The organism is Paenibacillus sp. GbtcB18 (assembly GCF_019091125.1).
Lineage (GTDB): Bacteria > Bacillota > Bacilli > Paenibacillales > NBRC-103111 > Paenibacillus_F > Paenibacillus_F chitinolyticus.
The window spans coordinates 519,684-546,288 of record NZ_JAGXJX010000001.1 but is presented as its reverse complement, the minus strand read 5'-3'; the positions used below and the strand labels follow the sequence as shown (position 1 = coordinate 546,288).

At 55.0% G+C, this 26,605-nt stretch carries 23 protein-coding genes; 3 read left to right on the top strand and 20 right to left on the bottom strand.

The window, feature by feature from the left end; genetic code table 11:
* Nucleotides 1-11: 11 nt before the first annotated feature.
* From KVT34_RS02695 to KVT34_RS02660, 8 genes are all read right to left on the bottom strand, one after another.
* Complete coding sequence (locus KVT34_RS02695) at nucleotides 12-650, bottom strand: hypothetical protein (protein ID WP_217556542.1); 639 nt, start codon at nucleotides 648-650, stop codon at nucleotides 12-14.
* 38 nt (nucleotides 651-688) lie between these two features.
* Nucleotides 689-2,947 carry a hypothetical protein gene (locus tag KVT34_RS02690; protein WP_217556541.1) on the bottom strand — a complete coding sequence of 753 codons (2,259 nt, stop codon included), beginning with the start codon at nucleotides 2,945-2,947 and terminating at the stop codon, nucleotides 689-691.
* A 38-nt stretch (nucleotides 2,948-2,985) separates the two neighbouring features.
* Entirely contained in the window at nucleotides 2,986-3,906 is a 921-nt protein-coding gene (locus KVT34_RS02685) for a hypothetical protein (RefSeq protein WP_254634507.1), read from the bottom strand.
* An 85-nt stretch (nucleotides 3,907-3,991) separates the two neighbouring features.
* Nucleotides 3,992-4,201 (bottom strand): Flp1 family type IVb pilin, encoded by a 210-nt coding sequence (locus KVT34_RS02680; protein WP_042228068.1) that lies wholly within the window; start codon nucleotides 4,199-4,201, stop codon nucleotides 3,992-3,994.
* Between the two features lie 39 nt (nucleotides 4,202-4,240).
* Nucleotides 4,241-5,110: a type II secretion system F family protein gene (locus tag KVT34_RS02675; RefSeq protein WP_217556540.1), complete on the bottom strand. Its 870-nt coding sequence runs from the start codon at nucleotides 5,108-5,110 to the stop codon at nucleotides 4,241-4,243.
* Nucleotides 5,111-5,114: 4 nt separating this feature from the next.
* Nucleotides 5,115-6,047, bottom strand: coding sequence for a type II secretion system F family protein (locus tag KVT34_RS02670; protein WP_217556539.1), 933 nt, complete (start codon nucleotides 6,045-6,047; stop codon nucleotides 5,115-5,117).
* On the bottom strand, nucleotides 6,044-7,300 hold the full coding sequence (locus KVT34_RS02665) for a TadA family conjugal transfer-associated ATPase (protein WP_217556538.1): 1,257 nt from the start codon (nucleotides 7,298-7,300) through the stop codon (nucleotides 6,044-6,046). The genes KVT34_RS02670 and KVT34_RS02665 overlap by 4 nt, the downstream gene beginning before the upstream one ends.
* A complete protein-coding gene (locus tag KVT34_RS02660; protein ID WP_217556537.1) occupies nucleotides 7,297-8,433 on the bottom strand; it encodes a CpaE/TadZ family protein in 1,137 nt (378 codons plus the stop codon). The genes KVT34_RS02665 and KVT34_RS02660 overlap by 4 nt, the downstream gene beginning before the upstream one ends.
* A 344-nt stretch (nucleotides 8,434-8,777) precedes the next feature.
* Here KVT34_RS02660 and KVT34_RS02655 point away from each other — a divergent pair, with 344 nt between their 5' ends.
* Nucleotides 8,778-9,248: a TspO/MBR family protein gene (locus KVT34_RS02655; RefSeq protein ID WP_217556536.1), complete on the top strand. Its 471-nt coding sequence runs from the start codon at nucleotides 8,778-8,780 to the stop codon at nucleotides 9,246-9,248.
* Nucleotides 9,249-9,259: 11 nt separating this feature from the next.
* Here the strand turns inward: KVT34_RS02655 and KVT34_RS02650 are convergent, their stop codons facing one another.
* The 9 genes from KVT34_RS02650 to KVT34_RS02610 all read right to left on the bottom strand — a co-directional run bounded on the left by KVT34_RS02650 (nucleotide 9,260) and on the right by KVT34_RS02610 (nucleotide 19,313).
* The gene (locus KVT34_RS02650; RefSeq protein ID WP_217556535.1) at nucleotides 9,260-10,306 is read right to left on the bottom strand and encodes a 23S rRNA (cytidine(2498)-2'-O)-methyltransferase RlmM; all 1,047 of its coding nucleotides are present in this window, start codon (nucleotides 10,304-10,306) and stop codon (nucleotides 9,260-9,262) included.
* A 3-nt stretch (nucleotides 10,307-10,309) separates the two neighbouring features.
* Complete coding sequence (locus KVT34_RS02645; RefSeq protein WP_042228077.1) at nucleotides 10,310-11,074, bottom strand: ABC transporter ATP-binding protein; 765 nt, start codon at nucleotides 11,072-11,074, stop codon at nucleotides 10,310-10,312.
* A 41-nt stretch (nucleotides 11,075-11,115) separates the two neighbouring features.
* Entirely contained in the window at nucleotides 11,116-11,448 is a 333-nt protein-coding gene (locus KVT34_RS02640; RefSeq protein WP_042228078.1) for a cyclic-phosphate processing receiver domain-containing protein, read from the bottom strand.
* Nucleotides 11,448-12,320 (bottom strand): deoxyribonuclease IV, encoded by an 873-nt coding sequence (locus KVT34_RS02635; RefSeq protein ID WP_217556534.1) that lies wholly within the window; start codon nucleotides 12,318-12,320, stop codon nucleotides 11,448-11,450. Before KVT34_RS02635 ends, KVT34_RS02640 begins: the two co-directional genes overlap by 1 nt.
* Nucleotides 12,321-12,344: 24 nt before the next feature.
* Nucleotides 12,345-13,154 carry an Fpg/Nei family DNA glycosylase gene (locus KVT34_RS02630; RefSeq protein ID WP_217556533.1) on the bottom strand — a complete coding sequence of 270 codons (810 nt, stop codon included), beginning with the start codon at nucleotides 13,152-13,154 and terminating at the stop codon, nucleotides 12,345-12,347.
* Nucleotides 13,155-13,652: 498 nt separating this feature from the next.
* The gene (locus tag KVT34_RS02625; protein ID WP_217556532.1) at nucleotides 13,653-15,344 is read right to left on the bottom strand and encodes a ribonuclease H-like domain-containing protein; all 1,692 of its coding nucleotides are present in this window, start codon (nucleotides 15,342-15,344) and stop codon (nucleotides 13,653-13,655) included.
* 212 nt (nucleotides 15,345-15,556) lie between these two features.
* On the bottom strand, nucleotides 15,557-16,030 hold the full coding sequence (locus KVT34_RS02620) for a GNAT family N-acetyltransferase (RefSeq protein WP_217556531.1): 474 nt from the start codon (nucleotides 16,028-16,030) through the stop codon (nucleotides 15,557-15,559).
* 52 nt (nucleotides 16,031-16,082) lie between these two features.
* Entirely contained in the window at nucleotides 16,083-18,329 is a 2,247-nt protein-coding gene (locus KVT34_RS02615; RefSeq protein WP_217556529.1) for a DEAD/DEAH box helicase, read from the bottom strand.
* Between the two features lie 726 nt (nucleotides 18,330-19,055).
* Nucleotides 19,056-19,313, bottom strand: coding sequence for a hypothetical protein (locus KVT34_RS02610; RefSeq protein WP_217556528.1), 258 nt, complete (start codon nucleotides 19,311-19,313; stop codon nucleotides 19,056-19,058).
* Between the two features lie 113 nt (nucleotides 19,314-19,426).
* On the opposite strand from KVT34_RS02610, the gene KVT34_RS02605 reads away from it, so the two are divergent.
* Complete coding sequence (locus KVT34_RS02605; RefSeq protein WP_217556527.1) at nucleotides 19,427-20,029, top strand: nitroreductase family protein; 603 nt, start codon at nucleotides 19,427-19,429, stop codon at nucleotides 20,027-20,029.
* A gap of 42 nt (nucleotides 20,030-20,071) precedes the next feature.
* Here the strand turns inward: KVT34_RS02605 and KVT34_RS02600 are convergent, their stop codons facing one another.
* Nucleotides 20,072-21,049 carry a metal-dependent hydrolase gene (locus KVT34_RS02600; protein ID WP_217556526.1) on the bottom strand — a complete coding sequence of 326 codons (978 nt, stop codon included), beginning with the start codon at nucleotides 21,047-21,049 and terminating at the stop codon, nucleotides 20,072-20,074.
* A 159-nt stretch (nucleotides 21,050-21,208) separates the two neighbouring features.
* On the opposite strand from KVT34_RS02600, the gene KVT34_RS02595 reads away from it, so the two are divergent.
* Nucleotides 21,209-21,436, top strand: coding sequence for a small acid-soluble spore protein Tlp (locus tag KVT34_RS02595; RefSeq protein ID WP_217556525.1), 228 nt, complete (start codon nucleotides 21,209-21,211; stop codon nucleotides 21,434-21,436).
* Nucleotides 21,437-21,827: 391 nt separating this feature from the next.
* Here KVT34_RS02595 and rnz read toward each other — a convergent pair whose 3' ends face one another.
* Together rnz and metH are read right to left on the bottom strand one after the other, a co-directional pair.
* Nucleotides 21,828-22,763, bottom strand: coding sequence for a ribonuclease Z (gene rnz, locus KVT34_RS02590; RefSeq protein WP_217556524.1), 936 nt, complete (start codon nucleotides 22,761-22,763; stop codon nucleotides 21,828-21,830).
* Between the two features lie 254 nt (nucleotides 22,764-23,017).
* On the bottom strand, nucleotides 23,018-26,461 hold the full coding sequence (metH, locus tag KVT34_RS02585) for a methionine synthase (protein ID WP_217556522.1): 3,444 nt from the start codon (nucleotides 26,459-26,461) through the stop codon (nucleotides 23,018-23,020).
* Between the last annotated feature and the right edge of the window lie 144 nt (nucleotides 26,462-26,605).

The window sequence follows — 26,605 nt, the reverse complement described above, 5'->3', positions numbered from 1 at the left end:
GATGTCTCCTTTTACGCGCCCAGCCAGACCCGCTCCAGCGCTTTCTTTTTCAAAACAAGCGTACGGTTGAAGAAAGGAACGGCAAGGGGGAAATCATAGGTAACTTCGAATCCCAGATAAGCCCGTTCCCGGTTAGTTATACTGGGTAATGTCACCCCGGTGATGCGGAATCGGTCCTTCTTTAGAATCCGTTTGTCCGCAAAACTGTACACAACCGGCTTCATGGCATCACGCAGTGCCGAACTGGCCGCTTCCTTTGCCCCATCCACACCGCTTTCGCCCGCTTGGCGAACCCATGACAGAAGTCCGACTACCGGATCCGAGAGGTAGGCTTCAACAGAATCGATAAATTCTCCCGCTTGCGCGGCTTGTTCTCTTAAGTTTTGAAGAGTATCCATTACCTGCTGCCCTCCTGACGCCAGTGCTGACTGATCAAAAGCTTCTTTACCTTGTTTGTACAGCACCTCTGCCGGATAAAGCCCCGCGGCTAAAACCTTTGTGGATTCACTTACCGCAGACCGCAGCGCCATATCCGCCACCGCTATCTGGATGCATACGATAAGGGCGACGATAAAACCCACGAACATCGGCAGAATAAGCGCCGCTTCCAGCACCATTCCCCCTTGCTCGCTTTTTCCAAACATGCGCATTACGCATCGCTCCCGTCCTGTTCGGTTCGCGCGTTTATCTAATAGGCCAAATCCGCACGACTGATAAAGCGGCACCGGTTTTCTCTCACTTCGCAGGAAGAAATGCCCGTCCCGTTCATCAGCTTCATTACACCCGGCAAAAACCATAACGATACGGAGGATTCGGCTGAGCCTTGTAAGTACGTTACAGCATGGTCCAACGTCCGATCTGTATTCAGTTCAATCAAGGATTGAAGCCGAGCCAACAGATTCGTGTCAGAGCTGTGCAGGAGAAGAAATATCCGCAAATAGTCTTTATAAGTGAAAGTAAACAAAGGATTCGTTAGTTTGCTTGATATCGGAACTGCTTTTCCTTCCGTTAAGCTGTCCATATCCGCCAGTGCTTTGACAGCTGCCTCGGCAGCACTGACCAGAAGTACCAGCAGCGGAGAACCTGCCTGAAGCAGTTCGTTTTTCGGGTCCATCAATTCTTCCACCATCCGGACTGCAAAACGGAAAGCGAACATTTCACCATAAGCCGATGACATGTTTTTGGCACAGGAATTGAATCCGTACAGTAAATACTCGACTTCTTGGCCGGGAAGCTTATGACCCAACGGCTCGGACAGCGCGTGAAGCGGCTTTGGCTGACCCGATCCGTCCACTTCCCGCCCGTACGTTCTATAGTTAAACTGAGACAAAGCATACTCGTTTATGAACAGTTCATTGCGGATACTTTCCCCCGTCTGGCCAAGCCGCTCCAGCAAACTCATGGCATGCTGAATTTCCGTGTCAGGCTTGCCCTCCAGATCGTACACCGGACTGCCGCCGGCATTCGAAGGACTCTCGTTTAGCGTCAAGTATTTTCCGTATAATCCGTCCTCCCCCTCCAAAGTCTCATAGTAAGCCGAAACCGAGCCAGCCGTCTGATCCGTGCCGCAGTCTCCCATTGCCTGTCTGGCCCGAGCCAACGCCGCCTGTATTTTCGAGCGCTGCTTTTCTTTTTCTTTACGGATCGTTTCGTTCCGCTTGTTTCGCTCCGTTTCAATGACAAGTTGTTTTTGATAGGTTTCGTCCATCTGGGCCTGATAGGCATCGTTTGCGGCGTGTATCTTTTGAGCGTTGGCATTCGTGAAAAGATTGATACTTCCGAGGCCGCTGCGAAAACCGCTGAACAATGCCGCGCTTGAAGCGATTCCCGTCTGATAAGTACGAAAATCGTCTTCGCTAAGAATTTTCAAGCTTTTAAAGGCTTCGAAGACTTTAAGTTCATTGCCCGCAGCGGATGATACGCGTTTCAGCTCCGTGTTTAACTCATCGTTTGCTTTCTTCGCTTCTCCGAGCAGCTCTTGAACGGATTTTTGCAGGTTTTGCACTTTTTCATCGTCATTGACGATTTCAAGTTTGGTTGCCGCCAGAAGTGCGGTGTATTTCACAATATTATCTAGCAGCGTCTTTAGATCCGAAAGCCTGCGCTGCAGTTCGGTCAGCTGGTCCTGAAGCGAACGCATGCTGTCCATCATCCCTTGAATGGCCACGGCCCCTCCCGGTCCTGCTGCAGCGGCAGCTGCAAGGGAGCCGTTCAAGCTTGAAACGGAGTCCGAGAGCGAACGGATTTGTTCTTCCAAGGTTTTGATTTGCGACCTTACCCCGTCCGCGGTGTTTAAGCCGATCAGCTCCGCAAGACGATTCAGCTCGGTTATTCGTGCCCGATAGGTATGGTGCCGGCCATTCAGCTCTTCCTTCAGTTTGTTTGTTTCCGTCCATGCCCGATCGAGCAGTTCTTCCCGCTTGACAAGCAGTTTTTCGATTTTCTCCGCATCCTTGGCGTATGCCGATCCGTTTGCCAGCATTTTGACCGCACCGGGTTTTTGAAGCTTATCCGTTATCTCCAACACGAATTCAATCGGCGCCGTGTATTTCATATGTTCAAGGATTTGTTCTTTAAACACCGTATGATTGGCAAGCGTGTATAGTGAGATCAGTGATGCGTGCCCCTCTTCCGGCTTTGTATCCAACATTTTATAAAAACCCCCGCTTGAACTGCCGGAAAGATTTTCTTTGTATATCGTGCTAAAAAGGGATTCCGAGCTTTCCGGCTCTCCGGTAAGTCCGAACAGTCCGTATTTTTGAAGCTCCGTATCGAATGCGGAAAGAACGGAACGGACCGCGGCCCTTGCTGCCGTATCCGCTTCTCTTTCAGCCGCCTTTACTCGTGCGAAATCGATCAGAACCGCTTGCAGAAAAAAGATAGGGACGAGAATAATGATCAAATAAATGGAAACGGCACCCGTCTCGGAGTTATAGAAGCTTCTCAAAACACGCTCCTTTCCGGGCAGCCGAAGCCGCCCTTGATTTATTCATGCAAAATGACGGAGATGCCGTTTTGAGCCAGCTCCCGCTGGATGGCTTGTGAAGGCGCCTTTCCCGACTTGGTTTTGAAAAAGTGCCACACGATCCCTTTAACCTGTGTCCCCTCCTTTTTCAGAAGAACGTCTTTACGCATTTGTTCCTTAAGGTTTTTCTCATTGAACGTGTAGAAAGCAAGATGTGCCGTGCCACCAGCATCTAAAGCGTCAATCGTTCTTTTCTCTCCCTCCGGAGTAATCAGCTCCGTTTTCCGACCGCTGACCAGTTTCCGGATATAAGCGCTTGCTTGCGCTTCGCTCGTGATGGCGTTTGTCGGAGGGATAGCCTCGGCTGCGGGCTCTATCAGCACTTCTCTGGCTTTTGAGGGGGTTATGCGGTTCTTTATCGCGGGGATGTAGCTGCGTGTCAGATCAACAGTCCGGATAAGTTCAACGGGGTCCACTACGTGGGAAGCGCCTTGCCCCGTCACTTGATCGCGTATGACGTTCCCTGGCAGAAAGGAACGCGTGCGGAATGGCTTTTCCAGCTCAGCCGAAACTTCCCGTTCCCATATATGATTCACGTAAGACATTGAGCCATGAACCCCCGGCGGAAGAAGAGCGGCCGCACGCCAAAGTTTACCCGCAGGACCGCTTCTAACAGACGTGTCCGGTATATGGACGACCGAGGATTTTCCGCTATGGCCGAAAATGCCGAGGATGCCGTCCTGCGTTAAACGCCAGTACAGCCCATCACCGGTTCCCGGTGTAAAAGCTCCTGTCGCAGGATCTTTGCGGCTGTTGTTCCACGAAAACGCGGCTCGTTCGGAGGCGACGCCGGCTTGCTGCTGCAAGGCGACCCGATTGTATACAAACATGCCGAAAATGATAAGCGTTAAAGTAATTAAGATCACTACCGGAAACAGCAAAGTTCCTTCCAGGGCGAAATTACCGGCTTGAGAACGGAATAAGCGAATCCGGGTCCCGTATTTCCGTAATTCCGTGAGCTCCCACCTACGGCGTTTTAATGGCATCATCGCTTTTGGAATTGTTAAATTCCGTGTCCGCTTTACCAATCAGTTCATTGAACCATTTAATAATCCACTTCCGGAAAATAACGGCTACGGCTATGAGTACGGCGACGATGAGCAAAATTTCAAGCGTGCCCAGTCCTTCTTCGTCGTTCCAGAAACGGATCATGGACGTCTGTAATCGGTTTTTCATGGTTTATGACCTCCCAAAAAGTGTGGTTCGGGTTTACCGTCATCCGTTTATGGACAGGACGGCCGGCGAAGCAACGATAATCATGACAACCAGAAAGATAGCAACCATCGGGAACACCAGCTTCGAGGAAGCTTCCTCGCCCAGCTTGCGGGATTCCGCCTTGCGGCGGTCCCATAATTCCTTCGCGAGCGAGCGCAGAGCGACCAGAAAATCTTCTCCTCCCCTCCGGTAATTCAGCAAAATTGTCGTTGTGAACAGTGCCATCTCCTGCATGGCGCACCGTTTGCTCAAATCTTCGAGCACTTTGGGAAGTGAAACATTCATTTCCAGCTCACGCACCGCTTGCCCAAACTCGGCATGAAGCGGAGATGCCCCCGCCCGCGATATATCCACACTGCGGATAAGCGCCTTCTGGACGGTTTCACCGGCATTGATGAGCAAAATCATCTTACTCAGCACTTCCGGAAGCTCAAGAACAATCGTGCGTTTTCGCAGCCTGATTTGCTGATCGAGCTGTCTTAGCATGAGCCAAGGAGTCAAACCGGCGCCCAGCAGACCCAGGAGAGCTACAGCCGGATCTCCTCCTCCCGCAATTCCCAGCAGGCCGCTCAACATCAGAACGAGCAGTGCGGTCAGAAGCATGTCCCCCATCACAAGCTTGGACATGACAAGTGTATCCTTGTGACCGTAAAGCGAACGGATTCGCTGCATAATCCGGACGCCCGCATCCGGGAAACGCTCCATGGTTTTGAACCATTCAACCGCATATAGACCTGCGGGAGCCAGTTTTTTCATATGCAGCGTACAGGGATAGTCCGTCCTCACATCCTTAAAACGCCCGGAACCCAAGGCGTACAAGAACAGCAGCGTTAAAAATGAACCCATACTTAAACACAGCAATAAAAGCATGTCGTCACACCTTTATGTCCATAATCTTGCCCGTCAGCCACAAGCAGCCTCCCAGAGCAAGCAGCCCTCCTGTCATAATGAGCGGTCCCGCTCCGCTGTACAGCGGAGCCATATAGTCGGGGGAGCTGAAACTGAGTACTGCGACCATACAAACGGGAGCGGCAAGCAGAACTCTCGATTCCAGTTTTTTCTGGGCGACCATAACCGAAATGTCCTGCTCAATGTCCAGCTTATCTCCGATAATGCCGGCAGTTCGGCGGATGACCTCCACCAGGTTGCCGCCCGTTCTCTTGCAGGTCGTAAATACATCGGAGAAATTTGTAATATCGTCGCACTGCGCCCGCAACGCAAAATCCGCAACGGCATGTTCAATCGGTTCCCCGTTGTCCAGCCGCCTTACGATGATTTCGAATTCCCGGACAATCAGGCAGTTTGGATCCGGATAGAGCAGTTGGAGATCTTTCCATGCTTCGCGGATTGAATTTTCTACGGACCTTCCGGCTGTAAGAGACGTGGACATGCAGTAAAGTGCCTGTTTGAATTGAAGGATCAATTTTGCTTTCCGCCCGGTTATCAGCCTCGCTTTGCGGAAACGGGGAACCAGTAAGCCGAGCAGTGCGCAGAGCATAGCAAGCAGAGGCTCTTTGTAAAAAATGAACGCGATCCCCGCAAAAACGAGTCCGGATAATCCGGACGTCAACAGCATTTCACGGCCCGTCATCCGGTAGCTGCCGTAATCCGTAAGACCTGCGGGAGCAGGGCGTGCCTCCGTTTTCCTTTCAGGAAGTCGGACCTCATTCACGAATTGCCGTTCATATCCCTTATCCCCGCCATTATCGCCTCCCTTCGCCAATTTCCGCCGCTTTCTTTTATCCTGCGTCAATAAAACTAGCCAGAGAACCAACCCGGCCAGACAGGCCGCAACCGGAAGCATCATGATGCCGCCTCCTTCTCTCGGGTGATCCAGCCCGGAAGCTCCACTCCCGCCATGCGGCATTTCCAGCCATGAACGAGCGGATTCCCCGTATAGAACAGCTCCCCTTTCACTTTGCCGTTGTCATCCTCACCTTGGTCTTCAAACCGGAACAACGGGTTCAAAAAAATTTCGCCATTTGCTATCCCGGCCAGCTCGCTGATCTCAACAACCTTCCGGGAACCGTCCCGCATCCGGGACAAATGAATCATGAGATCTATGGCCGACGAGATTTGTTTTCGGATTACCTCTACCGGAAGGTCCGCCGCGCTGAGCACCATCATCTCGAGACGACTCAGCATGTCGGCGGTTGAGTTGGAATGCCCAGTGGAAAACGAACCGTCATGTCCGGTATTCATGGCCATAAGCATATCCAGTGCCTCCACTCCGCGTACTTCCCCAACGATAATTCGGTTCGGCCGCATCCTCAGCGAGGAACGGATCAAGTCCCGGATCCCGATTCCACCTTTGCCTTCGGTATTCGCGTTACGCGTCTCCAAACTCACAAGATTAGGAACCGTGCGGATTTGCAGCTCGGCCGAATCTTCAATCGTGATGATCCTCTCGTCCGCCGGGATTCCCTGGGACAGAGCGTTAAGAAAAGTCGTTTTGCCGGAACCGGTGCCGCCTCCGATAAAAATATTGTATTTCGCCTTCACAAAAACGCCGAGCAGCTCCGCCGCCTGCCGCGTCAATGCTCCTACGGCAATCAGATCGCTCATGGTCAGCGGCTGCGCCGGAAACTTACGGATCGTCATCGTCGGACCTTGAAGCGCCACAGGGGGGAGCACCACATTGACACGGGAGCCGTCCTGCAGTCTGGCGTCTACGATCGGCGACATTTCATTCACGGTCCGGTTCACTTTGGCGACGATGGCCTGGATAATGTCCTCCAGTTTCTCCCGGCTTTCGAACCGGGCTTCGTTCCGGCTGACCCGCCCGTCACGCTCGATAAAAATATCCCGGTGGCTGTTGATCATAATTTCCGTTACGGACGCATCGTCGATTAAGGGCTGTAAAATATCAAGGCCGCGATAGGAGTGAAAAATCCGCTGCACCATCTCCCACTTTTCTCCTGCCGTCAGCCTTCCGTCTCCTGTTTCCCGGAGCACCACCTCCTCGATCAATTCCATCAATTCTCCGTCCGAAGTGGACTGGGTCGGATCCAGACGGGCGTTGACGGCTTCCTTGAACGTACGGACCCATTCTTCATTCACAACGCCTCAGCCCCCTCGGAAAACCTGCGCAGCATATGGCCGACTTGCGCGGCAAAAAAAGGCTCGCCAAGCCAGTCGGCGGGGTCCGAAACGGTCTTCCAGGCAGGAATATAAGGAAGCGTTTCGAATACCGCAACGTCATACTCCTCCGCCAAGCCCAAATCCCCTCCCGTATATTTGTTCACAACAAACAAGCTCTTGCTTGCACAGGACTCCATGGACGACATGGACAATATAGGCTTCATGGCCTCCAGGACTTTCCGGGTTTTGTACAAAGCGTGTGCGTCTTGCGTAACCAGCCACAAGACGATATCGCTGGCCCGCAGGGCACCTAAGGTCCTCGGCTGGACGACACTGTCCAGATCGAGCAGCAGGACGTCACAAATTCCGCTGTCGGCTATGTGCCCGACCAACCCGCTCACGTCCTCCTCCTGCAGCTCGTCCGCTTCCCGGATGTTCGGCAGAGGAGCCAAATAATCGAAACCGTAAGCGGGATGACGGCACTGAAGCAGGTCCGCATAGTCCGCCGTCCGGTCACGGGACTTCCTCCACGCGTAAAGAAGCCTTGAAAAGGAATCCGGCGGTCCGTCCTTCATCAGCAGTGCGGAAGAACTCACCGCTTCCAGAGTCACATACAGAACCTTCCGTCCCTGTGCGGCAAGCTGCGTCGCCATATTCAGCGCAAGAACGCTTTTGCCGCTTCCGCCGAAAGCCGAATACACGGCGAGAACGCTCGTACGGCCGCTTCGGAATCCGGTCTTCCCAGGTCCGGGACCGCCGCTTTGTTCGGCCGCGCGCAGCAGCAAATCTCTGAGCATTGTTCGAAACGGCTGATACCGGTATATCCGGTTTCCAGCCTGCAAATCCGTGCATTCCGGGGTTTCCGACAACCGGTAAACAAGTCCGCTATGTCCTTCGCCGAACCAACGGATGACCTCTTCATCCGCAATCGTTTCCTCATGAAGGATCACCGGGGACTCACCTTTGTTCTCGTTCATAAACGTTCCGGCGTGTTCGCAATGGGTAAACGACCGGATATTCAGCCGGTCACAGTACTCCCCTTCCCGGATAAACCGTTCCATTGTGGACGCGAATTCCTTGTCGGGCCCGATCAAGATCAACAGCCTTTTCATCTTTCAGCCTCCTTACCAGCCAGTCCACTGTACAATCCCGCCAAGTATAAGTACCGCGCCGGACACGCCTGCGGCAAGCGCGATACGCCATTTGGTTTGCCGTGTCATCGTTCACCTCGCTTAGTACCGGAAATGAACACAAAAAAGCACCACTGACAGGAAGAAACGTGTTCTTCCACATCAGCGGTGCTTCCGCTTTTGTGCATCCGGTTGTTTAATTACCGCTAATTATACCATAATTACCCAGATGGTCAACGATTATTTTTCGTTTTTTAGAGGCATACCCGTCCCTCATTCCCATATACCTATATTAATGGACAAACAATCCGGGAGGGGGTGCCTTTTTGTTCTACCCATTTATGCTGGCCGCCGTTGTCACGTACGGACTCTTTCTCTTGTCCGCCGCCCTGTTCCCTGCCGATATGCGGTGGTATTCTTCCGTCAAAAAGCCGGCATGGGCTCCTTCCGGTCAGCTGATCATAAGCGCCAGGGGATTTATGCACGCCTGTATGGCCGCGTCCGTCGCGCTCGTCTACATAAAAACGGGCGGATTTCAAAATGTGGGGATCGCCTGGATTTTCGTTGCGATCCTCCATTATTTAGCCGGCCAGGCCTATGGCTTTTTTCTTTTCAAAGCGAAAAGCTTCGGGCTGGCTTTGGCGGACAGCATGCTCGCCGCTCTTTCGGGCTGGTGGCTGCTTGTCCTGACCGCGCCGCTCTCAAAAGAAGCCGCCTGGCTGCTCCTGCCTTATCTGGTCTGGAGCTGCCTGACGACTCTGTTTACGTGGATCATACTAATGATGAACACCGAATGACTCTGGCGGGCTTATTTTTTGACAAAATATAGCGTAAGCTCTTCGCGGTTGTGAAACAATTGCTTCGCCTGCCGCAGTTCCAGATGGCCTTCAAAATCCTGCTTCAGCTCTTTCACCGTTTGAAAGGGTTTTTTGTGCATCAGTTTCGCCGTGATGATCGCTGTTCCCCCGCTTTGAAGCGCAGGCAGGAGATCAAGGATTAGCCGGCTCATCTGCCGCGGGCTCCAGCTCATATCGCAGACAAGCAGGTCGAACTCGCCCTCGCGCAGCTTCACATCCGCGGCATTCTTGCCGTGATACGTAAGTCGCGGGTGCTTAATGAGGCTCGGATGCATTTTGGCCGGGTCGATCGCAGTCACGTGAAGCCCACGCTCCAGCAGGAGCGAAGTCCAGCCGCCGGGAGCCGCACCTACATCGACCGCTTTGCGGAAATCCGCAAAATGCAGATGAAACTTGCGCTCCGCCTCGAGCAGCTTGAATTTCGCGCGGGAGACTTGGTTCTCTTCGCGCTGAAAGCGGATGGCGCCGCCGCTCCAGTCGGACAAATTCTCTTCCGGTGCGGAGACCCCGGCATAAATCGCCTGATGCCCGACATAGACCGAAAGGATCTTGTCCGCATGACGCACCAGCGTCTCGGCCCCCGTGGCCTCGCTCATGGCGATCTCGCAAGCCGCGCGGACATCGGAGGCGCCGTAAGGCACTTCCGTCCCGTCGGCGATTCTTACCTGGACCGCGGAGCTGCTGCCGGCGTGCAGAACGCCGAGCTCGGACGCAAGTTCCGCGGCCGCCAAAATATCCTCGTCCGTTCCGGACAAAACGCGCTCTCCCTGGACAGGCTGCATATGCCGGAGAAAAATCGGCTCCTGGACCCGGATGGCTTCCGAGATTTCCTCCCAGCTTCCGGGCGCCTCCGCCAGAAACGTTTCCGTCGGAACGAGCGTCCGGAATTTCACGCCGGGTATAAGCCGCCGCACTTCTTCCTGGGCATGCTGGGCAAACCCGCGGTTGGCCGTGCCGATCAGGCGGGCCGTGTTTGTAGTCGAATCATGTTCTGTCATTCCTTACAGCACCTTTATCCATGGTCTATTGCGGAACCACTCCACTTCGAGCGGAACCTGAAAAGCTTGGTAGAGATGTTCCGGCGTCAGCACTTCTTCCTTGGGTCCGGCCGCAATGATCCGTCCCTGTTCGATAAGCGCCACATGTGTAAACATCGGGATGATTTCTTCGATATGATGCGTAACGTAAAGCACCGTCATATCCTGATCGCTGAATTCACGGATCGCCGCCAACAGTTTCTCGCGTTCGTAAAGGTCCAGCCCCGAGCAGGGCTCGTCCATAATCAGAAGCTCCGGTTTCTGCATCATGGAACGGGCCAGCATCACTTTTTTGCGCTCGCCCTGCGAAAGTGTTCCGATCGACTGCATCGCGACATGCGGCAGTCCGATTCTTTCCAGCATGCCGATCGCTTTCTTTTTCACATCTTCGGGAATTTCCTGGTAAAAGCGCAGATAGGCGTACTCGCCAGTCGCCACCGCTTCCCACACCGTATCCGCCAGATTCATTTTCTCAAAAAGGGACTGGGAAATATAGCCAATACGCTTGCGGACTTCGCGCACGTCTACTTGTCCGTACCGGTTGCCCAGCACCTCGACTTTGCCTCTGGAAGGGAACTGGTAGCCGTTCATAAGCTCAAGGAGCGTCGTTTTGCCCGACCCGTTCTTGCCCAGCAGAACCCAGTGCTCGCCTTTTTCCGCATGAAAAGATACATCCTGCAGAATATGCCGTTCTTCGCGTATAAAATGAATATCGTTCAAATGAATCATGTCGAAGACTCCTCTCTTCTCTATAAAAACGTATAAATGAGTCAACCCCCGGCAAGCTCGGCCAATAAACCGGCAGGGGGAGGTCCCGGATGAAGAGAGGTCGTCGAAGGAACTGAAGCGTACAACGCTTGGTACATCCGGTTCCGGCCTTCCAGGCTGGACGTGTGCAAGTAAATGCGGGCCGGAAAAGTGCCGGTCCCGATCATCCAGGCCACGATATCCCACCCGGATTCGTCCCAGCCCAGATCGTAATCAAGCGACAGGATGTCCACCTCGCAATCCTGCAAAAGCAGCCGGCATTCCTCCACATTTCGCGCAAGAGTAAAACCGGCCGGACATCTGCGCTGATCGTCCAAAAAAACGTGAATCTTCATCAGGATTCCTTTCCCGCCGCCCCGGCTGTCTGCTTGACTAGCGCAATCTCTTTCCTGTGCGTACCGTCCGGTCCGCTGCCCGTTTCGAGCACAAGCGGAATCCCCCGCACGATATCCGAAGCCAGTAAGGATTTGAATCCTTCCAGGCCGATATACCCGTCGCCGATATTGGCGTGACGGTCCTTGCCCGAGCCGTGGGGATAGAGGGAATCGTTAAGGTGCACGGCCTTCAAATGGTCGAAATACCCAAGCTCGCCGCCTTTTTTCTCCACCTCGTCCCAATCGTCCCCGTGCCAAAGACCTGCCGCAAACGCATGACAAGTATCGAGGCAGAAACCGATTTTGTCCGGATAGTCCGAAAGCTCTCTGATCCGGGCCAGTTCCTCCATGGTCGTGCCCATCTGGGAACCGCTGCCGGCCTGGTTTTCAAGCAGGAGAAGCGCGCTGCCCCGCCACCGGCTCAGCGTCTTATTCGTACATTGTATTATATTTTTATAGCCTTGTAACGGATCTTTTCCGGAAAACTTCCCGAAATGTACGACCAGACCTACGGAACCGCACGCGTCCACAATCTCCAGCGCATTGAGCATCGCCTCCACCATCACGTCCTGCTGGCCGCCTTCGGCAGCCGGATTAAGCGGATAGGGGGCATGCCCGATGGAAAGAACGCCGTTCTCCCGGGAATATTCCGCGCACCGCCGGGCGTCGTTCCAGTCTACGTTTGTTTTCAGAATCAGGCTGCGGGGATTTTTCGGAAAAAATTGAAAAGCCCCGGCTCCGATTGCGGAAGCGGTCACTGCGGCCCCGTAAAACCCTTTCCGGGTGCTGATATGCGCTCCGATGTGAAGATCTTTTTTCTTTTTGCGCGCCATGGTTCTTCTCTCCCCCTCCGCTTATCATGTCTGGCAGTTTCCGCAAAAGAAACATTTACGCGAAGACAGCGTCCGGAACACAATCTGGTTCCCGCATCTTACGCACGGCTCGCCGCCCCGGTCATAGACACGGCACAGCTCGTTGAAGCCGCCCGTCCGCTCATCCCCATCGTAGAGAGGCATTTCCATGTAGCCGCCTGCCCGGAGCGCTTCGGTAAGGACACTGCGCATGGAGGTGTACAAACGAGCCGCCTCGTGCTCCTCCAAAGCAGCCGGGCGCCTTGAAGGCAGGAGACCCGCGGCAAAGCAAATTTCGTCGGAGTAGCAGTTGCCGATCCCCGCCAGCCAGTGCTGATCGGTCAGGCACGTTTTCAAATTGCCCTTGCCGGTTTTCAGCATGTCTGCAAACCGGCCTGCGGTCAGATCCGCGTCAAACGGCTCCGGTCCCAGGGAAGCCAGCTCCGCCTCCAGTCCTCGCTTGCCGTAAAGGTGCAGATAGCCGAGCCTCAGCCCGATAAAATACAGGACCGTCTCCCCGAAGCGAAGCTCGATCTGAGTCGTCCGCTCCGGCTTGTCCGCTTCCGTGCCGAGAACCATCATTCCGCCCAACATAAGATGAAGGAGCAGATAGCGTTCTCCGCTCAACACGAAAACGAGCTGCTTCGCCCTCCGGTCGACGCGCTCCACGACCGCTCCCAGGATGGTCGACCGAAACTCTTCTTCCGGCACGTTCAACGATTTCGGTCTATTTACGGTAATACCGCTAATCGCGCGGTTTTGAATCCTTTTGTTCAATTCCTGCCGATAATGTTCCATTTCCGGCCATTCGGGCATGAGGCCACATCCTTTCTCCGGCTTCTTACTGGTATGTCCCCGCTCTCCTCCCTTTAAACGTCAGGGCCTTCTCAGCCTTCTCGCAAAACAACGCAGACCGTGAAAAACGACCCGCACCAGGCATTATTCTTCGTTTAAGGCCATCAAAATGGAGGCTGCGGATGCCCACGGCCAACACGACGAGTGCGGTCTGATCGGTCCGCAATTCGGCGGTATTCATAAGCACCGTTTCGGGCGCGAAACCCTTGGGCAGACGGAACGGCATGCCCCTGGCTTTCTGGGGGCAGGCGCCTTGGCTTTCACAGGGGGCAGTCGAACTCAGCAAAAACACAACCTCCAGTACCGGATCGTTGACCCTTTGACAGACATTCTCCGTTTTTATTCAGTAAAAAAAAGAAAACGCCACACCCGTAAATGGGCATGACGTTTGGAAAATCGGACTGCGGAATTGTATTCCGCGGTAATTTGGGGCGGCAAACAGCGACACTGCCCGCCGGCTCAGCCGGGGTTCCGGGCCACGTCGAACAAACTGTCGGCCGCATAAGCGGGCCGTGGCTTGCCGGACGGCTTAGCGGACCTGGCTTGACCGGGGGGCTTGGACGGTCTGGACGGAATAGCGGCTTTAACGGACGTTTTTCTCTCCGAAACGGATTTGCCGCAATCCCGGAGCTTACGCTGCAGCCGATCGATCCGATGCGCGATCCGCCGCTCTTCGTCGGCCGCCTTCTCGCTGCGCCGCAAGAGTCTGCGTCTTTGGCGCAGGACGTCCAGCGCTTCGCGCGACAGCTCCAAAGCGAGCACATAATCTTTGCATCCGTGCTCATAGTGCATTGCGAGCTCGATATAGGCTTCTACCGGCGCCGCAGCCGCAGGTCCCGCCTGACGAATCAGCCGGGTCCACAATTCGACGGCTCTATCGCGGACGCCGGCTTTTTTGTAGTAGGCCGCGTAACGGAGAAGCAGATCGCCGCTGACCGCACGCCCCTCTTCCCCCTGCTCCTGGAGTCTGGAAAATCCCAGTTCCAGTATCTTTTCGGCGGATGCAAGCCGGTTCATTTTCAGTAGCCACTGGCCCAGACGGAACAGATCTCCGGGCGATTTCGGTTCCAGAGGCTCTTCATCGGCCAAATACCGTGTAATCAGAGCGGATAATGCCGCAAGCGACACTATATCCCGCTCGTTATGGACGAAGACGCCCCGCAGCACGTCCGTCTTACCTTCGGCCAGATACAGGACATAGAGCTCGGGAGCGAACGCCCCGGAAACGTCGTCTTCCCGTGCATACCCGAGCTGCGCTTCTTCTACCTTACCCAGCCGTACGGACGGCATGGAATGCTTCCATAGACTGCGGGAAGGATGCAGCAGGTCCAGATGAAGCAGACGGTCGATGTCCGGCCGCATCCGATTCAGAATAAACCGGTTCTGCAAAATCGGCCAGTCGAAGGTCCTCCCGTTGTAAGAGACGACATGGGTGAACCGCTTCATTTTCTCCTCCAGATAAGCCAGCATCGCACGCTCTTCGGCAGGATGCCGGATAAAAAGCTGCTCGACGACAAAACGCCCGCCTTCGTAATAGCCGATGCCTACGAGAAAGGCAACATTGCCCGCCCCGACTCCAAGACCGGTCGTCTCCGTATCGAAGAAGAGGAGGCCTTCGGCATGGACCGGCTCCGCTTCGGGGTGGAACGCTTCGAGCTCCCGGACATGCGCATGGAGCGCGTCAAGCCGATACCGGCCATGGTAGGCATCCATCGGGTAGGTGCGTACGCGCCGTACGAAGGAGCCTGCCGAGAACTCGTACAGCTCCGCGTCCAGCTTCGCCCACGCTGCGGCCTCCGGATGCGCCAAAGCCGGTGCTGCGGGAGCCGCAGGCTCGTCCGCCTGCCCGCTGCCGGACGGCGCGTCCGCCGGAGAGCCGCCGGCGGCGTGCCCGGCATAGCCGGGGGCCCCCTCCGCCCGCGCACTTTCCTCGGCGTCGGGCGCAGTCGCGGGCTCGCGGGCCGGGCTGGCCCCCGCGCCGACGGCGGACTCGCTCAGCGGACATGCAGCCGGTTCGCCGCCTTCCGCCGGGCCATGCTGCGCCTGTTCCGGCCTCAGCTCAGCCTGCTGCTGTTCCGCTCCCGCCTCCGGCGCAGCTGCGGTCTTGCCCGGCTTCAGATGCCGGGCAAGCCGATCACGCAGCCCGCTCATCGGGCCGCTCCCGGCGCTGCCCCGCCAAAGCCGCGCGCCTCGAGGGATTCGCGGTTCTCTTGTGAACCGCCGGTCTCGCAAGTTTCAATCGCCACAGCCTCTTTGGCAGATGCAGGCTTTTCGATGTAATGTTCAGTCCTTCTGTTTCGGTACCGGTACATGACGGGCATCCATCCTTACATGGGCATTTTCGGGTAGCGCGTATTTAACATTCATTCGCCTATAACCTTGGACATACGAATATTGGTCGCTTCGAAACCGACCGATCTATAAAGGTTCAGGGCGATTTCATTGTCTCCGAAGACGTGTAGCGAAATTTTTGGAGGAAAGCCTCTCTCTTTAATGAAAGCTTCCAGAGCCTGCAGCGTTTGCTTGCCAAACCCTTTCCCGCGAAAATCTTCACTCATGCGAATCCCGTAAATAAATACGTCCTGCTGTTCACTTCGGATTTTGATCCACAACGTGCCGACGATTTGATTGCTTTCCTCGTCCGTCGCATTAAAAATATAACTGTCCGCCGTGTTTAATCCATCCGGTAACAGCTCTTTAAATTCACGGGCCGAATCTTCCTGCGCTTTCTCAGCCGCCACGTTTCCGGCTTTTGTTTTACTTTCGGCGTATTCTTTTACGGAAAGCAGCAGCCACTCGTTAAACTGCTCGGGCAACATGAGTTCTAACGCGACCATACGGACACCTCCGTTTATTTCATAAGTTTACCGCCTAGAAGACTCGCGTTGATTAAAACTGGTCCAACAGCTCTAGGCTCGTTCGCTTCGCATGGATTCCCTCAATCTCGGACCCGATACATGACGGGCAGCCGTCTTCGCACGGACATTTCTGAATGAGATTTTTCGCGGCCTTTCTGACTTCGTCAAAACGCGTATAGACTTCTTCGGCAAGGCCGATACCGCCGGGATAATGATCGTAGAGAAAAATCGTCGGCAGTCCGGTATGGTTCGCTTTGATTTGAGAAATGACATGAACGTCGTTCCGGTCGCACATCACCAAAACAGGCGCAATATGCTTCATCACGTTTGCGATACCCCATAAAATTTGTTCCAGAGCTTTCGTACCTACCTCCAAATTCGGTTCTTTCAGCTCTACCCATGCGGCGCTTGTATGCAGTTCTTCTTCCGGCAGGTGGATGGGCCCCGATCCGATATTTTCTCCGGTCGTGAGTTTGATTTTCTTAAAAATAGTCGGAATGGCATTAATCGTGACATCCCCGAAATTCAGGGAAGAACGGTCCCGGTCCGACGTTTTGTCGATTTCCAATACTTTAAGCTGGATAGCCAGATTGGCATCGGTATAGTACTCCACATCGACTTCGCTCACGTAAGCTTTTTTGTGCTCCCAATCCAGTTTCTCGACCTGATATTGCACGCCTTCGTGCAAATAAATGGCTTCGTCGTGCAGAAGCGTCATGGCGCTGAACCGGTCCATCTCCCCGATGATCCGCACATTCGCCACATCGGATTGGTCGACGATGACGACGTTTTCCTGTGAAGCCGAGCGTAGGCTGATTTCATTGGCCGGAAACGACTGACTGGCCCAATAAAACGTATCCCCGTTATGATGCAGCACGCGTTCTTCCACTAAAAATTCCATAATCTCGGCAACTTCCAGGGGGCCGAATTCTTCCGTTTCTTTGAATGGCAGCTCGTAAGCCGCACATTTCAGATGATCGACCAAAATAATTAAATTTTCCGGATTGATCCGGGCAGCTTCCGGCGTCCTGTCGAAAAAATAGTCCGGGTTCTGGACGACATATTGATCGATAGGGGTAGAGCTGGCTACCATCACGATAAGCGCCTCTCCATGCCGGCGTCCGGCACGTCCCGCCTGCTGCCAAGTGCTCGCGATGCTTCCCGGATAGCCGGTCATAATGCAAACCTGCAGCTGTCCGATGTCTACGCCAAGCTCCAGCGCGTTGGTGCTGACAACGCCTAAAATCTCCCCGGCCCGCAAGCCTCTCTCGATTTCGCGCCTCTGTTTAGGCAAATAACCGCCACGGTACCCCCGGATGGATTTGGTCCCAAGCTCGTTTTTTACCAGCTCCTGGATTCGGCTCAAAATAATTTCCACTCTCACCCGGCTTCTCGCGAAAACGATCGTCTGAATTTTATTTTTCAGAAATTGCTTGGCCAGGTTATTCACTTCCGCTGCGGCGCTTCTGCGGATATTAAGAGGCTTGTTCACAACGGGCGGATTGTAAAACACGAAATGCTTCCGCCCTCTAGGTGCGCCGTTATCGTCGATAAGCCTCATCGGAGAGCCCGTGAGCTGCTCCGCCAGCTCTTTCGGGTTGGCAATGGTGGCGGAGGTACAGATAAACACCGGATCGCTGCCGTAAAACTTGCAGATCCGTTTCAGGCGCCGGATAACGTTCGCGACATGACTGCCGAATACGCCCCGGTACGTGTGCAGCTCGTCGATGACGATATATTTCAAATTTTCGAAAAGGCTGACCCATTTGGTATGATGCGGCAAAATGGCGGAATGAAGCATATCCGGATTCGTAATGACGATATGCCCCGCTTTTCGTACGATCTGCCGTATGGCCGGCGAAGTATCCCCGTCGTAAGTGTAGCTTTTGATATCGATGCCCATTTCACCGATGATTTCGTTCAACTCGCTCTTCTGGTCCTGCGCCAGAGCTTTCGTCGGAAACAGATACAGCGCGCGGCTCGTATCGTCATCCGCTATGGCCTGAAGCACAGGCAGATTGTAGCAGAGCGTTTTGCCGGAAGCCGTCGGCGTTACCGCCACGATGTTCTGTCCGGTGTGCACCGTCTCATAAGCGGTGTGCTGATGGGTGTACAGCTCCGTGATCCCCCGCTTTGTCAAAGCGGACTTGATCCGGTCATCCACGCTCCCGGGAATGGCTTTCGTTTTCGCTTCCCGGGGTTCGATCTCGTGCCAGTTCACTATATTTTCATCGGTCCGGAGTTCCTGAATTAATTCGGCAAGCTGTTTCTTCCTCATGGTTCGCGTCCCTTCTTAACCTCAACTGCTTAGAACGGCTGTTCTCATTTATTATACGCTCCCCGGGCAAAAGAAAAAAAGCCCCAGTTTTTATACGGGGCTTTCGTTATGCGAAACACTGGCGCCGGGTGCGAGGGGGAGATACGTCCCTACCCGTCGCCTCGTCATCCTGCCGGCGAAATGATCGGAGAAGTAGCACAGGTGAACATGCTTATCCTTAGCAAAGCGCTGGAAAGGCCGGCACGCAAAAAAGGAGTGGACATCAGGGCGTCCATTCCGGTGGGGCATATCTCTATACGGCGCGGAAAAGTACAGGGAGTAGAAACTCCCGTCAGCTTCGTTCCGGCTTAGTTTGTCGTATCGAATAACGATCATCACGCTACGTAACGGCGAGGTTTGGCCCCGCAATCAAGCGCTGTAGGTATGCACTCGTCCTACACGGAACCCGGGCGGGCTCGTCGTGAACACCGGAGTGGAACGGATATTCCACCCGGAAGACATTGCCGAGTCGGGCGGGCGGTTCCATGTACGGAATATTATAGGGCGGATGTCCGGTCCGACGGACTGAACCCGGCCTTCTTCCGGCCATCCATCGCGGACCGCCGGATTCAAGGCCTTTATGATGCGGACGGAAACACACATCCCGGAGGAGAGACACCGAGGGCCGCGCTCAGCCGTATGTCGGCGGCAGAAGCCGGTTCCCGTTAGCTATCCGTTCCGTGACGCTTACACGAGATCCGACGAATCGTCATAATCATAACGGATGCCATCCTGAACGGCGGTTGTGACGACGCTCTGTTCCTGCAGAGCCTGCATGGAACTAAGCTGGAGCTTATGAAGTACCTCGCGGTATTCCTCGGCTTTCGTCTCCTTCGTCTCGCTGCGGATGGCAAGCTGAAGCGCTCTTTCAATCACAATGATATCCTGGCTTGTAAAGTTCATGTTCAGCACCCCCATTTTGTTAAAAAGAAGCTGTACTAGCATGCCCTGTTTTTTCCTTTGTCATACGCCGGTTTGTTTAGGATTCGCCGTTTGCGTCCAAATAAGAAGGTGAACCGTTTTTGATTTCGTGTCAGAAAAAGACAGGAGGAATGGTCATGCCGGAACATCGTTTCGACGTACAAAATGAGCGTCATGCCGCTTATGATATCAATCCGATTTTTCTTAATCGTTGGTCGTCGAGGGCCTTTCTCGAAAAGGAAATTTCGAGTGAAATTTTGATGAGCCTGTTCGAAGCGGCCCGTTGGGCTCCCTCCGCCAGCAATCTCCAGCCCTGGCGTTACATTGTCGCGCGTACGGAGGAAGAGAAGGGGATGTTCGCCGAATTTATTTCAGCTTCCAACAAAACCTGGTGCCTGAAAGCGCCCGTGCTTGCTCTCATTCTCTCCCATACGCCGTCGCCCGCCGGAGGTGTGAACGGTTCTCACGCGTTTGATGCAGGGGCATCCTGGAGCTATCTGGCCCTGGAAGCGGTGCGTCAGGGACTGATCTCCCATGCCATGGCCGGATTCGACCGGGAGAGTGCCCGCCGGCTGCTCGGCGTGCCGGACGATTACGATATCCACGCCGTCATCGCCATCGGGTATCACGGAGATGCGCAGTCGCTCTCCGACCAGCATCTGCAGCGCGAGCAGCCGTCGGGAAGACGCGAGCTCAAAGAGACCTTGTTCGCGGGGCGATTCGGGAACGCTTTCGAATAATCCGAACCGGTATAGCCGGGCCGGGAAGCCTGGGGCCTCTCTTTATACATAGGGAGGTTCCCAGGCTTTTTTTGTCCATCCCAATTGTTCGGACAGAACTTTCAATTCCCTATCCAGCGTCACGTCAATGCCGAACGGCAGTTTGTGCTCGTGCCAAAATCTCACTTCGCGCCATTTCACCACATAGCCTTCCCCATGCGAATCCCAGCTTACATGACTACTCTGCGCAAAATCCAGAAACGCCCGGACACCTTCGGCAGCCATGGCCGCCTCTATCACCGGATGAGTCCGGTCCTTGACGTAGGTATCTTTCAGAACGATTCTCGCCCCGCGCACCGTTCCGCTGTGAAAACTGTATTCCGTTTCCGCCGCAAACTGCCAGCTTCTCCAGGTCAAACCCGGAACCAGCTGCAGCGGACCGGCTGCTCCGAGCAAGTCTTTCGCATAACCGGTCAACCTGCGGAGAAGGAGGCGCTTATGAAGCCAGCGCGCCATTACGTAAATAAAGCTGGCCCCGTATACGGCAGCCATCCATATTCCCGGATTTGCGGCTCCGGCCACCCACAAAAGAGCCCCGCATCCGTGAAGCGCCAAAAGAAAAGGATCGGTAAGAGGCAGAATATCGAGATGGAGCCAGCGGGAGGAAAAGGGTTTTAGACACTGTACGCCGTATGCGTTCAGCAAATCCATTCCGACGTGGAGTATGACGGCCATAGCCGCCCAGCCGTAAAGGAGAACGTAATGGTCCCACATGCCGCCGAAAAGCGCAGCGGCCAAGGCGCTCAGCAAAGCCGGCCAGACCACCAGGGCAGGCAGCGAATGCGTGATTCCCCGGTGGTGCCTGAGATAGACGGCGTACCCTTTCAGACGCGCGATCGTATCCAGATCCGGCGCATGCGAGCCCGCTACGGTTACGGCCAGCACCGCTTGCAGTAGAAGCGGATCGTGCGCGACCTCCGGCTGCAGTGTCGCCACCCCCGCCAAGGTGATTCCGATAAGCAGATGACTACCCGTATCCATGCTCATTCCCCCTTGACTGCTTTTCCTTCGGGGTATTCCCGACTCCCCTGGGATCAGCCTAGCAAGCCTGCATCATCTAAGCGTTAGCAGTAGATGAAGATTTTATGAATACGGCGTGCGCCAAAAGCGAATCGTAGGAGATGGAAAGGAGGGATACCGATGGCCAAAAAAGATAACCGAGGGGATAATGCCGTTCACCTGAGAAACAGCATCCGGAACACGGAAGCCCGTCTTCAAGAATCTGAGGAATATCTGGACGAGCATGCGGACGAAATTTCCGCAACGGAACAAGCAACGCTGGAAGCCAAAAACGAACGCCGCCGTCAAAGCGTCCGCGGCTTCAAAAGCGAACTGCAGGATGAAGCCAAATTCGAAACGACCGAGTGACCGGATTCACCGGTGGAGCGGAAGCACACGGCGGCTCTTGAGCGGCTGTAATAGAAAAAAGTCCCGGCTGAAATCCAGCCGGGACTTTTTCTATATGCGTTTGTGTACTTCTGTATCCGTCCTCAAGCGATTTCCGCATACCGCTGCCGGAAGCTTCCGCTTACATCGGTTGACGGCAGGCAGGAGACATAGTCACCGCGGGGCCAAAGACGGGGCGGGCGGAACGGCAGCCGTGCCCAGTGTGCCATCCGCCGGATCTATCCCCGGATCATGCTTAGGCTGCATGAGACGCATCCCACGCCTCTACGCTGTCGGAAGCTTCCCCGTCAGCCCGCACTGCGGGGTGAATCCGCCGTAAATCGCCGAGACCGGCCGGTGTGAATAGCCCGACTCAGCTTTGCCTGCGCGGGATAGCGTGGCTGTAGAAGTCTTCGGCCAGCCACGAATCCGGGTGGATCGCTCTCGCTTCCTCGAGAAGACGCTCGGCTCCCTCCCCTTGATAACGCGAGGAGATGTGCGTCATGATCAGCGCGCCCACGCCGCCTTCCGCGGCTGTTCGCGCAGCCTGTTCCGTCGTCGAATGGTCGTACGCCGCGGCAAGATCTTCCCGTTCGGCTCCGAACGTCGCCTCGTGAACCAGCACGTCGGCGCCTTCCGCCAGCAGCGTCGAATTGTCGCACGGCTTCGTGTCGCCGAGGATCGTGACCGTCCGACCCTTGATCGAAGGGCCGACGAAATCGCTTCCTCGCAGCTCCCGTCCGTCCTCCAGCTTGACCGTCTGGCCCTGCTTCAGACGGCCGTAAAGCGGTCCGGCGGTAATGCCCAGCTCATGGAGCTTCTCCTGCTGGAGCTTGCCCGGGAGGTCTTTCTCGACGATGCGGTAGCCAAAGCATTCGATCCGGTGGTCCAGCGGAGCGGCTTCGACCCGAAACGACTCGTCCTCGAAGACGACTCCGCCTTCGGAGGGGATTTCCCGGATAGCGAGCTCATAGTCGAGATGAACCTGGCTAAGCTGCAGGGACATGTCCACATACGCTTTAATGCCTTTGGGTCCGTAAATCGTAAAAGGCGTATCCCCACCCTGATAAGAACGGCTGCTCAGAAGTCCCGGCAGGCCGAATATATGATCGCCGTGAAGATGCGTAACGAATAGCTTCTCTGACTTGCTCAGCTTGACCGGCGATCTCAAGATCTGATGCTGCGTCCCTTCCCCGCAGTCAAAAAACCAGATGCTCCCCCGCTCCGGCAGCAAATTCAGCACAATGGATGTCACATTACGGTGCCTGGCAGGCATGCCTGCTCCCGTTCCGAGAAAATACAATTCCACGACCTTGTTCCTCGTTTCTGCAGATGTCAGTTTCCCTGCTTTTTAACATGCTATAAAAATTCGTTCCCGAAGTCAAACGGCTCACATCCCGCAGGATGTTCCCGCAAAGTCCTTCGCAGCCCCGATCCTTCCGCCTCCGGAAGAGGGCAAAAAAGACGGCTCTCGGAAGAACCGTCCTGCTTTGCGCAGCCTGACGGCCGAACCTTACTTCAGCCGCCTATTTATTCATACTCATCTGCGGACGAGACGAAACATTAAACTTTATCGACGTTAAAATATCTCGCCTGCGGATGGGAGAACACGATAGCCGACACGGACGCTTCCGGCTCCATCATGCAGCCCTCGGTCAGCTCGATCCCGATATCCTCCGGCTTCATCAGCTCGAACAGCGGCTCCTGATCCTCCAGGTTCGGACAAGCCGGGTACCCGAACGAGAACCGCTGGCCGGTGTACTTCGCCCCGAAGCGCTCCTGCATCGTCATTTCCGCGGAGTCCGGAATGCCCCACACGTCGCGCATAATATGATGCACACGCTCCGCAAAAGCTTCCGCGACTTCGAGAGCCGTCGATTGAAGCGCATGGGAGCGCAGATAATCGCCCTGCTCGCGCCATTCGCGCGCCAGCTCACTTACGCCCTGCCCCGCCGTGACGACGAGGAAGCCGATATAATCCATGACGCCGCTGTCAACCGGCTTCAGATAGTCGGCCAGACACAGGAACGGCTCGGTTCCCTGGCGCGGGAAGGTGAAGCGTTTGATCACCTTCGACGTGTCTTCGGGATCGTACACGACGACATCGTTTCCGTCCCCTTGGGCCGGGAAGAACCGGTACATCCCCTGAGTACGGATGATGCCGTTCTTCTGCGCTTCGTACAGGATAGTATCTACGGTGTCCTTCAGCTGCATGGCTTTCGGGTCCTGCTCGGCGATGAGCTTGTCGACCTTGCCTTTCAGGCCCAGGTGATGCCCGAGAAGCATCTGCATGTTCACGTACGGCATGAGATGGCTGATCGGGTAATCGCGCAGAACATGGCGGTCCAGATCCGGCGGTACCGACACCGGCAGGGTGCGGTCGACCGTGGACGAGAATACTCGCGTAAGGACCGGCATTTCGGTCCCTTCCTTGCGGCCGGCTTCCATCACATCGGAATCCTTCGATTCCCGAAGCTCCTGGATAAGACGCTCCCGCTGCACGGGGTCGCTCAGCTTGTTCGCGATGTCCAGACCGTCCATCGCGTCTTTGGCGTACAGCACGAGACCGTCATACTCCGGCGAAATGCGCGTCTTGGTGAATTTCCGCGTCAGAGCGGCGCCGCCCACCATGATCGGAACGTCGATTCCGGCGTTGCGCAAATCCTGCGCCGTGATGATCATCTGCTGCGCGGACTTCACGAGCAGACCCGACAGCCCGATCGCGTCCGGTTTTTCTTTGCGGAAAGCCTCGATCAGTTGTTCCGGCGGAACCTTGATGCCGAGGTTCACGATTTGGTAGCCGTTGTTGGATAATATAATCTCCACAAGGTTTTTGCCGATATCGTGGACGTCGCCTTTTACGGTGGCCAGAATAATTTTTCCTTTCACCGCCGTCTCGTTCTTCTCCATGAACTGCTCCAGATAAGCGACGGACGCCTTCATAACTTCGGCGCTTTGAAGCACTTCCGCTACGATCAGCTCGTTGTTGTTGAACAGGCGTCCGACTTCCGCCATCCCTTCCATCAGAGGACCGTTGATCACTTCCAGGGGCGAATATTTTTGAAGCGCCTGCTCCAGATCGGGAAGAAGCCCTTCCTTCGTTCCCTCGACCACGTAAGAGGCCAGCCGCTCTTCGAGTGTAAGGGTTGATATCTTTTCCTTCTTCTCAACCTTCTTTACCCGGAAATGAGCCACGAATTCGGCCAGAGTCTCATCGTTCGTCTCGTAAATGAGCTTCTCGGCAAGCGTTCTTTCCTCTTCGGGGATGGACGCGTACCGCTCCAGCTTCTCCGTGTTCACGATGGCGTAATCGAGACCCGCCTTCGTGCAGTGGTACAAATAAACGGCATTCAGCACCTCGCGTCCGGCTTCGGGAAGACCGAACGAAACGTTGCTGAGACCAAGAATGGTTTTGGTTGCGGGCATCGCTTCTTTAATGAGACGGATGCCTTCGATCGTTTCCTTGGCGGAACCGATATACTGCTGGTCCCCGGTGCCCACCGGGAATACAAGCGGGTCGAAAATGATATCTTCGGCATTCATTCCGTACTTGTGGACGAGCAGATCGTGCGAACGCTGCGCGACTTCCAGCTTATCTTCACGCGTGATCGCCTGGCCGCGCTCGTCGATCGTACCGACTACCGCCGCGGCTCCGTAACGGTGAATAAGCGGAAGCACCTTCTCGAACTTCTCTTCCCCGTCCTCGAGGTTAATGGAGTTGATGATCGCTTTCCCCTGCGAATGCTTCAGCCCCAGCTCAATGACACGTGTATCCGTCGAATCGATCATGAGCGGAACCTTGATTTTTTTGACGACAAGCTCCAGGAACTTGGTCATGTCTTCCGTTTCGTCACGGTCCGGGTCCTGCAGACAGACGTCGATGACGTGGGCCCCGCCTTTAACTTGGGCACGGGCGATCTCGGAAGCCTCTTCATACTTGCCTTCGGCGATCAGGCGTTTGAACTTCCGGGAACCGAGTACGTTCGTCCGCTCGCCGACCATGTAGGGGCGGTTCTCCGGCTCGATATATACCGTCTCGATACCGGATACGGCCGACGGGTGCGTACCCAGTTCGGTACGCGGTTTGTAAGCGCTCAGCGTTTCGGCCAGCGCGCGGATATGAGCGGGAGTCGTGCCGCAGCAGCCGCCCGCGATGTTCAGCCAGCCCTGCTCGGCAAATGCGGCCATTTTCTTGGCCAGGGATTCGGGCGATTCATGATAATGTCCGTTCTCGTCGGGAAGACCCGCATTCGGATAACACGAAATATAAGTGCCGGCAAGCCCGGACAAGGTCCGGATATGATCCCGCATGAATTCGGGTCCCGTCGCGCAGTTCAGTCCGACCGAAATCGGATTGAGGTGCTCCAGGGAAATATAGAAGGATTCGATATTTTGCCCGGCCAGCGTCGTACCCATCGGTTCGATCGTGCCGGAAATCATAATCGGCAATTCGATGCCCGTCGTCTTAAAAGCCCGCTGGATCGCGATTCCGCCCGCTTTTACGTTGAGCGTATCCTGGGAAGTCTCCAGCAGAATGGCATCGACGCCCGACTCGATCAAGGCGATCGTCTGCTCGTAGTAGCTCTCTTCAAGCTCCTCGAACGTAACGCCTCCGGTTACCGAAAGCGTCTTCGTCGTCGGACCGAGTGCGCCGGCGACATAACGCGGCCATTCGGGAGTTGAATATTTCCGGGCGGCTTCGACGGCCAGTTTGGCTGCGGCAAGGTTAATCTCACGCGCCTTCTCCGGTATATAGTATTCGGCAAGTACGACGCTCGTTGCCCCGAACGTATTCGTTTCAACGATATCCGAACCGGCTTCGAAATATTTCTCATGGATGCGCTGAATGACATCCGGACGTGTAAGAACGAGCATTTCATTACAGCCGTCGAGTTCTTCTCCTCCGAAATCTTCGGCCGACAAATCTTCCTGCTGGATCATCGTGCCCATGGCACCGTCCAGAATGAGAATTTTTTTCTGTAATTGTTCCTTCAAACTAGGTTTCATCGTCCACCCTACCCTTTCCACGAACCTCCTGCTAGAACGCGCCCTTTAACGTAGAAAAGCGCACAAGTTAAGAAATAGTTTAGCAGATACGTGGGGCGAAGAAAAGAAAATTGTCGTTTTTTCACCGTAAAACCCAACGGATTG

Excerpts from the sequence above, each read along its gene's own strand:
- KVT34_RS02695 (WP_217556542.1), bottom strand. The coding sequence starts at position 650 with ATGCGCATGTTTGGAAAAAGCGAGCAAGGGGGAATGGTGCTGGAAGCG.
- KVT34_RS02680 (WP_042228068.1), bottom strand. The coding sequence starts at position 4,201 with ATGAAAAACCGATTACAGACGTCCATGATCCGTTTCTGGAACGACGAA.
- KVT34_RS02675 (WP_217556540.1), bottom strand. The coding sequence starts at position 5,110 with ATGCTTTTATTGCTGTGTTTAAGTATGGGTTCATTTTTAACGCTGCTG.
- KVT34_RS02670 (WP_217556539.1), bottom strand. The coding sequence starts at position 6,047 with ATGATGCTTCCGGTTGCGGCCTGTCTGGCCGGGTTGGTTCTCTGGCTA.
- KVT34_RS02660 (WP_217556537.1), bottom strand. The coding sequence starts at position 8,433 with ATGAAAAGGCTGTTGATCTTGATCGGGCCCGACAAGGAATTCGCGTCC.
- KVT34_RS02650 (WP_217556535.1), bottom strand. The coding sequence starts at position 10,306 with ATGACAGAACATGATTCGACTACAAACACGGCCCGCCTGATCGGCACG.
- KVT34_RS02645 (WP_042228077.1), bottom strand. The coding sequence starts at position 11,074 with ATGATTCATTTGAACGATATTCATTTTATACGCGAAGAACGGCATATT.
- KVT34_RS02640 (WP_042228078.1), bottom strand. The coding sequence starts at position 11,448 with ATGAAGATTCACGTTTTTTTGGACGATCAGCGCAGATGTCCGGCCGGT.
- KVT34_RS02635 (WP_217556534.1), bottom strand. The coding sequence starts at position 12,320 with ATGGCGCGCAAAAAGAAAAAAGATCTTCACATCGGAGCGCATATCAGC.
- KVT34_RS02630 (WP_217556533.1), bottom strand. The coding sequence starts at position 13,154 with ATGCCCGAATGGCCGGAAATGGAACATTATCGGCAGGAATTGAACAAA.
- KVT34_RS02625 (WP_217556532.1), bottom strand. The coding sequence starts at position 15,344 with ATGAGCGGGCTGCGTGATCGGCTTGCCCGGCATCTGAAGCCGGGCAAG.
- KVT34_RS02620 (WP_217556531.1), bottom strand. The coding sequence starts at position 16,030 with ATGGTCGCGTTAGAACTCATGTTGCCCGAGCAGTTTAACGAGTGGCTG.
- KVT34_RS02615 (WP_217556529.1), bottom strand. The coding sequence starts at position 18,329 with ATGAGGAAGAAACAGCTTGCCGAATTAATTCAGGAACTCCGGACCGAT.
- KVT34_RS02610 (WP_217556528.1), bottom strand. The coding sequence starts at position 19,313 with ATGCTAGTACAGCTTCTTTTTAACAAAATGGGGGTGCTGAACATGAAC.
- KVT34_RS02605 (WP_217556527.1), top strand. The coding sequence starts at position 19,427 with ATGCCGGAACATCGTTTCGACGTACAAAATGAGCGTCATGCCGCTTAT.
- KVT34_RS02600 (WP_217556526.1), bottom strand. The coding sequence starts at position 21,049 with ATGGATACGGGTAGTCATCTGCTTATCGGAATCACCTTGGCGGGGGTG.
- KVT34_RS02595 (WP_217556525.1), top strand. The coding sequence starts at position 21,209 with ATGGCCAAAAAAGATAACCGAGGGGATAATGCCGTTCACCTGAGAAAC.
- metH (WP_217556522.1), bottom strand. The coding sequence starts at position 26,461 with ATGAAACCTAGTTTGAAGGAACAATTACAGAAAAAAATTCTCATTCTG.